Raw genomic sequence first — 6,731 nt, forward strand, 5'->3', positions numbered from 1 at the left:
TTATTGCAGCACCGGCGGGGTATCGGCCGCGACCGGGGCGCGGGGAGCGGCGGCTTCCTTGAATACCGGGTAGCGGGTACGCGGCGTGTAGGTGGTATGAAGTAGCTTCTTGGCCTTCTCACTCAAGGGATGGCCCAGGAATTCTTCGTAGAGCTTCTTAACCGCCGGGTTCTCGTGCGCCCGGCGCAGTTCGCGGCTGACGTCGATACTGAAGAGGGCCTCGGCGCGCTTCTTACGGCGGTCGAGGCCTACACGCTCCTCCGCCGTCCCGACGATCGGCTGGCCCCCGCCGCCGATGCAGCCGCCCGGGCAGCCCATGATCTCCAGAAAATCGAACTTCTCCCCCGCCTTGATCCGTTCCAGCAGGCGCCGGGCGTTACGCGTGCCATGGGCCACGGCAACGCGCAGCCGGCGGCCCTTCAGCTCGACCTCGGCCTCCCGCACGCCCTGCAGGCCGCGGATCCGGTGGAACTCCACCCGCGCCATTTCCTCGCCCTCGGTGAGGGCATAGGCGGTGCGGATCGCAGCTTCCATCACCCCGCCGGTGGTGGCGAAGAGGGCTCCCGCACCGGTGGCAATGCCCAGGGGGGCGTCGAACTGTTCCTCGGCCAGTTCCGCGAAACGCAGTCCGGCCTGGCGGATCATGCGCGCCAGTTCCCGGGTGGTCAGGACAAAGTCCACGTCCCGCCCCATCTCGGAAACCAGTTCCGGACGGGCGGCCTCGAATTTCTTGGCCGTGCAAGGCATGACCGCCACGACGGTGATCTTCCGGGGGTCGAGGCCCTCGCGCCCGGCGAAGTAGGACTTGACGAGGGCGCCCAGCATCTCGGCGGGCGACTTGCAGGTGGAAAGGTTGTCGAGGAACTCGGGGTAGAAATGCTCGCAGAACTTGACCCAGCCGGGGCTGCAGGAGGAGATCAGGGGCAGTTCACCATGGCCTTCGAGGCGTTCCAGGAGTTCGTGCGCTTCCTCCACGATCGTCACGTCCGCGGCGAACTCGGTGGAGAAGACCCGGTCGAAGCCCATCCTGCGCAGGGCGGCCGCCATCTTCCCGGTGACGACCGTCCCCGCCGGCATCCCGAACTCCTCGCCCAGGCTGACCTGGATCGCCGGGGCGGTCTGGACAACCACGAAACGGTCGGGGTCGTCCAGGGCTTCCCAGACCTCGTTGATATAGCTGCGTTCGGTAAGGGCCGCCGTGGGGCAGACCATAACGCACTGCCCGCAGCTGACGCAGGCCGCATTCCCCAGGTCGGCGCCGAAGGCCGGCCCGATCGTGGTCTCGATCCCCCGGCCCATGGCCGTCAGCGCGCCCACGCCCTGCACATGGCGGCACACCGCCTCGCAACGCCGGCATTTTATGCACTTGTCGTAATCACGGATGATGAAGGGGTTACGGTCGGCAATACGGCGGCGCCCCCGCCTGGCCGCCACCCGCTCCGGCCGGACGCCGTAGCGGGTGGCCAGGCTCCGCAGTTCGCAGGTCTCGGCCCGGGGACAGACCGGGCACTCGGTGTGGTGTTCGTAGAGCAGGAGTTCCAGCACCCGCCGCCGCAGGCGCCTGATGCGCGCGGAATTGGTGGTGATGCGCATCCCGTCCCGTACCGGCGTCACGCAGGCCGGTACCGGCCCCCGCGCCCCATCCACTTCCACCAGGCAGACCCGGCAGCAGCCGGGTTCATTGACGCCTTTCAGGTAACAGAGGGTGGGGATTTCGACCCCGTTCGCCCGGGCGGCCTCGACGATGTTTGTCCCCTCGGGGACCAGGGCCTCCCTCCCATCGAGAAAGACCCGCACCGTGCGCACAGCCCTGTCCGGCGGCGCCTCTTTCCCGCCTCGCACTGTCTCCTGCCCGGCTTCGTGTCCCAATCTGCGGCACCTCCCAGTCTAGTGTTCGACCTGGGTGCCGCTTTAATACCACCGCGGCCGCCGCTAACCGCCCCGCGGCCCGCCGTTCCCGGCGCCGGGTGTTCTGGCCAGCAGGCCGTAAAGGAACAGCCCGAACAGCTCGTCGAAGGCCTGCGGCAGGGACAGGCCGTGCCGCATGATGAAGGCCGGGTTGAGGACGGCGCGCACGGCGGCGATGACCGCGGCCACGGCCACCTGCGGGTGGACCGGGCGGAAGTCGCCGGAGGCTCCGCCCCGGGCGATCACATCCGCCAGGCGGCCAATGCGTTCGGCACGGTACTCGTCGACCATCGCCCAGAGGCGCGGGTACATCCGCGGGAGGTTCCCAAAGGCCAACGGCTCAAGCACGCGGGCGTGTTCCACAATTACCCGCACTATGCCGCGAAGCTTCTCGCCCGGCGGCAGTTCCGCCTGCAGCACATCTTCGGTCCGGGCCTCGATACGGGCCATCAGCCTCCTGATCACACCTTCCAGGACGGCTTCCTTATTGCGGAAATAACGATACAGGGTACGCTTTGAAATCCCCGCGCGGGCTGCCAGCTCGTCGGTCGTTACGGCCGCCGGACCGCGTACGCGGACCAACTCCTCCATAGCGTTCAGCACGCGCTCCCGAATATCCGTCTGCACGCCCGTCCCTCCTACTCGATCTGCTTGCGGAAGCGTAACGCCGCCAGGCCGACCACGCCCACCCCGAACACCGTTAGGGGCACGATATCCCGCCAGAGATAGGCCATACCGACCCCCTTCAGCATGATTCCCCGCAGGATTTCCAGAAAATAGGTCATGGGAATGGCGTAACCCAGCCAGCGGATCGGATCGGGCATGGCCTCGCGCGGGAAGATGAACCCCGAAAGGAGCACGCTGGGTAGGATAAAGGCCATGGCCATCTGCATGGCCTGGAGCTGCGTCCTGGCCACGGTTGAGAACAAGATGCCCAGCCCCAAGGCGAACACCAGGAAGAGGAGCGCCAGTCCCAGGAGCAAGGGCAGGCTGCCCCGGACGGGGACCCCGAACCACAGCGTCCCCACGGCCAGGACGAAGGCCACGTCCACAAAGGCAATCAGGATGTAGGGGATCAGCTTTCCGACCATTAATTCCCCGCCACGCACGGGAGTGACCATCAACTGCTCCAGGGTACCCCGTTCGCGCTCGCGGACCAGGGCGAAAGCGGTGAGCATGATGGTAATATTCTGCAGGACCAGGCCGATCAGCCCGGGGACGTTGAACTTCATGCTCTCCAGGCCCGGGTTGTAGTAGGCGCGGGTACGCAGGTCCACCGCCGGGCCGCGGGGCGCCTCGCCCCCGGAGGCCTCCAGTTGGCGGAGCAGGAGCTTCTGGCTGTACACCCTGGCCGTTATCTCGGCGGTGGAGAGGGCGGTCCGGGCGATCAGGGGGTCGGAGCCGTCCACGAGAAACTGGGCCTGCGCTTCCTCCCCGCGGCGCAGCTCCCTGGCGTAGCCCCGGGGGATGACCAGTCCGGCCTTGGCCCGGCCGCTGTCCAGCATGCCCTCGAGTTCCCGCAGGCTTTCCACGTGATAAACCGGCGCGAAGTAGCCGGTCTGTTCCAGGACCGCCGCCAACTGGCGCCCCGGCTGCTGCCGGTCCTGGTCGAGCACGGCGAGGGCGATGTTGTTCACGTCGGTCGTCACGGCGTAGCCGAAGAGCAGCAGCATCAGGACCGGCATGGCGAGAGAGATGACCAGGCTCGGCGGGTCGCGCAGGATCTGGATGAACTCCTTGCGGATGACAGCCGTCAACCGGTGCCAGCGCATTCTACTTCGTCACCCCTTCCCGGGCCATATCGATGAAGACGTCCTCCAGGGTCGGCCTGCCGGCCGCTTCCTTGAGCGCCTGCGGGGCGCCGAAGGCACCCAGCCGGCCGCGGAAGATCAGGGCCACCAGGTGGCAGCGCTCGGCCTCGTCCATGTAGTGGGTCGTCACCAGGATGGTGATTCCCTGGGCGGCGAGGCGGTCGAGGATCTCCCAGAAGAGGCGCCGCGAGACCGGGTCGACACCCGCCGTCGGCTCGTCGAGGACCAGCAGCCGCGGGCGGTGGATGAAGGCGCAGGCCAGGGCGACGCGCTGTTTCCAGCCCCCCGAGAGCGTCCCGACCAGCTGCCGCTCGCGCACCTCGAGCTGCATTTCCCGTTTCAGTTCCGCCAAGCGGGCGGCCACGGCCGCCCGGTCCAGGCCGTAGATGCGGCCGTAGAAGTGCATGTTCTCCTCCACCGTCAGGTCTTCGTAGAGGGAGAATTTCTGGCTCATGTAGCCGATATGCTGTTTGATCGCTTCCGGCTCCCGGGCAATGTCGTAGCCCAGAACATGGCCCGATCCGGCGGTGGGACGCATAATCCCGCAGAGCATGCGGATCGTCGTCGACTTGCCGGAGCCGTTCGGGCCGAGGAGGCCGAAGATCCGGCCCTCCGGGACGGCGAAGGTCAGATCGTCCACCGCCTTGAGGTCGCCGAAGGACTTGCTCAGGTGTTCCACTTCAATGGCGTTGGCCAAGGACCGCTCACCTGCTTCCACCGTTAAAGGTTACGTCGGCCGGCATTCCGGGCCGGAGTTGATCCTTTCCGTCCAGCAGTTCCACCCGTACCCGGAAGACAAGGCGCACCCGGTCCTCTTTTGTCTGTACGTTCTTGGGGGTAAATTCGGCCTCAGGGGCGATGAAGGTCACCCGGCCCGCAAATTTCCGGCCCGGGAAACCGTCCACCGCTACGCCGACCTTCTGCCCCATCCGCACCTCGCCCAGGCGGTTCTCCGGAACATAGACATCCAGCCAGAGGCGGCTGGTGTCGAGCAGGGTCACCACCTCCGCCCCGGGACGAACAACCTCGCCGGGGGCGAAGTTACGGCCGACGACCATGCCGGCGACCGGAGCACGCAGGGTCGCCTTCTCCAGGTTGAGGCGGGCCGCCTCCACGCCGGCCTCGGCGCCGCCCACCTGGGCCTCCAGGCGCGCGAGGGTCTCCGCGCGGGCCCCGGCCTCCGCCAGGGACAGCCGCGCCGCGGCGGCCTCGTACGCCGCCGTCGCCGCCTCGGCCTGGGCCCGGGCCCTGGCCGCCGAGTTCTCCTGCACCGTAAGCTCCTGCTCGGAGACGGCCTGGGCCTCGTAAAGCCGGCGGTATTTCTGGAGGGTCTTTTCCTGCAGGATCAGGTCCTCGGCGGCGGCCTTCCGCAGCGCATCCAGCCGTTCCGCCTCGCGCCGGGCGGAGGCGATCTCCTGCGCCCGGCTCCCCGCGGCGGCCTCGTCCCGCGCCGCCCGGGCCGCCTCGAGCCCCGCCGCGGCCTGGGCCTGCTGCGCCTCAAGGATCCGCGGGTCCAGCCGCGCCACCTCCTGCCCGGCCCGGACCGTGTCCCCTTCCTCCACCAACATCTCCTGCACCGTCCCTCCAACCTCGGCCACCACCCGCACCTCGTCAGCCTCAATGGTGCCGTTCGCGGTAAGGGGTCGGCCTCGGCCGTCACAACCCAGCAAGGACACGGCCAGCAGAAGAAGCAAACCCGGTAGCCAGAGCCCACGCATCCCTTTCTCCCCTCTCTTTCATAAACGCACTAGGTATACTGCAGGCACTGAATTAGTTTACCTTGTGCCAAGAATAGCACGGGCCGGGGTATGCCGCAATTAACCGCTGACGCCGCCCGGGCCTGAAAGGCTGCCCCAGCCGCACGCAAATGACACATCAGGCGTGAAAGTGGCTGATAGGCGCCCATATTAGACTTAAGGAGACCGGGGAATGCTACCGCGTACAACGCCAAGGCCCGGAGACCTTTCTCCGGGCCCTTGCCTGTCCCTACCTTAACCAATTAACGGCGCAATTCCGGCGGGAGTTCCGGTTCGTAGATAAAAACCGCACAAGCGGAGGCGGCACTCACGTGAGCAAACAGGGTCAAGGCCGCCGCCAGGCCGGTCATAACCAAGAAGCGTAGGCGGCGCATACTGTCTCACCTCCTTTCGACACCGGCCGGCGGGTCGGGCGAAGCCGTCCGGAAAGGCCAGGGCCGGTACTGCAAGGTCCGATCGGCCAGGCCGATGACGGCCTTCCCGGCGCCCGTGATCATCAGGGCCGCCCAGGATTCTCCCAAAGCCAGGGCGAAAGCCAGGTTGCCACTCCCTGGGCGGAGGGCGACCGTCAGGCCGGTGACGGTAATCAAGAAGACCATAAACAGGGACAGGCGGCGCAGGAGCCTCTTGTGAGCGGGGGAGCCCAGGGGCTTGGCCGGATTTTCCAGGGGGGCCCGGAAGACGACGGCCAGGCCGGACAGGAACCCGGCACCCAGGGCCACAACCGCCGTGGTCCCGGGAGCCGCTGTCCAAAGGCTGCCGACCTTGCCCAGAGCGACAAACACCAGTACTGTGACCACGGTGCACCGTCCGGCAGAGGTACAGTGGATACCCCCGGCCACGCTTCGCAGGGCAGCCATCGCCAGGCAGGCGGCCAGAGTGGTCGGGATGCAGTCCCAGGCCCAGGCGGCAAGGACGATGAGCATCAGCTCACCGAACGTAAGCATGGCCATCTCGCTTCCGTAACGGAGGATCGCCCGCTCCCTGTCTCCGCCCCCCGTCTGCTGAGTTACAAGACAGGTCAGGCGTTCAGCCAGACGTGAAAGCACCAACCATTCCTCCAGATGCTATGTCTTGTTTTTATATCGTCTAATTTCATAATAATTTAAGATTGTACTTCGAAAAGGCTGTAACATAGTTACGACAACTAACATTTTTCCTTATATTCTTTGTTTTGGCAGGAATCTCTGATAACACGTCGAAGTTCAGATATGCCTTCCCTAACCGGTTTAGCGGAACCAGATAGCTTGAAAAT

At 66.2% G+C, this 6,731-nt stretch carries 7 protein-coding genes; all 7 read right to left on the minus strand.

The window, feature by feature from the left end; genetic code table 11:
• The 7 genes from QMC81_08920 to QMC81_08950 all read right to left on the minus strand — a co-directional run bounded on the left by QMC81_08920 (position 1) and on the right by QMC81_08950 (position 6,525).
• Positions 1 to 1,806, minus strand: coding sequence for an NADH-dependent [FeFe] hydrogenase, group A6 (locus tag QMC81_08920; GenBank protein MDI6907588.1), 1,806 nt, complete (start codon positions 1,804 to 1,806; stop codon positions 1 to 3).
• Between the two features lie 126 nt (positions 1,807 to 1,932).
• Positions 1,933 to 2,535: a TetR/AcrR family transcriptional regulator gene (locus QMC81_08925; protein MDI6907589.1), complete on the minus strand. Its 603-nt coding sequence runs from the start codon at positions 2,533 to 2,535 to the stop codon at positions 1,933 to 1,935.
• An 11-nt stretch (positions 2,536 to 2,546) separates the two neighbouring features.
• Positions 2,547 to 3,680 carry an ABC transporter permease gene (locus QMC81_08930; protein ID MDI6907590.1) on the minus strand — a complete coding sequence of 378 codons (1,134 nt, stop codon included), beginning with the start codon at positions 3,678 to 3,680 and terminating at the stop codon, positions 2,547 to 2,549.
• A gap of 1 nt (position 3,681) precedes the next feature.
• Positions 3,682 to 4,416 carry an ABC transporter ATP-binding protein gene (locus QMC81_08935; GenBank protein ID MDI6907591.1) on the minus strand — a complete coding sequence of 245 codons (735 nt, stop codon included), beginning with the start codon at positions 4,414 to 4,416 and terminating at the stop codon, positions 3,682 to 3,684.
• Positions 4,417 to 4,423: 7 nt separating this feature from the next.
• Positions 4,424 to 5,437 carry an efflux RND transporter periplasmic adaptor subunit gene (locus tag QMC81_08940; protein MDI6907592.1) on the minus strand — a complete coding sequence of 338 codons (1,014 nt, stop codon included), beginning with the start codon at positions 5,435 to 5,437 and terminating at the stop codon, positions 4,424 to 4,426.
• 281 nt (positions 5,438 to 5,718) lie between these two features.
• Complete coding sequence (locus tag QMC81_08945; GenBank protein ID MDI6907593.1) at positions 5,719 to 5,850, minus strand: cyclic lactone autoinducer peptide; 132 nt, start codon at positions 5,848 to 5,850, stop codon at positions 5,719 to 5,721.
• Positions 5,851 to 5,856: 6 nt separating this feature from the next.
• The gene (locus QMC81_08950) at positions 5,857 to 6,525 is read right to left on the minus strand and encodes an accessory gene regulator B family protein (GenBank protein MDI6907594.1); all 669 of its coding nucleotides are present in this window, start codon (positions 6,523 to 6,525) and stop codon (positions 5,857 to 5,859) included.
• Positions 6,526 to 6,731 lie beyond the last annotated feature (206 nt).

It is taken from the genome of Thermoanaerobacterales bacterium (assembly GCA_030019475.1).
Classification (GTDB): Bacteria; Bacillota; Desulfotomaculia; order Desulfotomaculales; family JASEER01; genus JASEER01.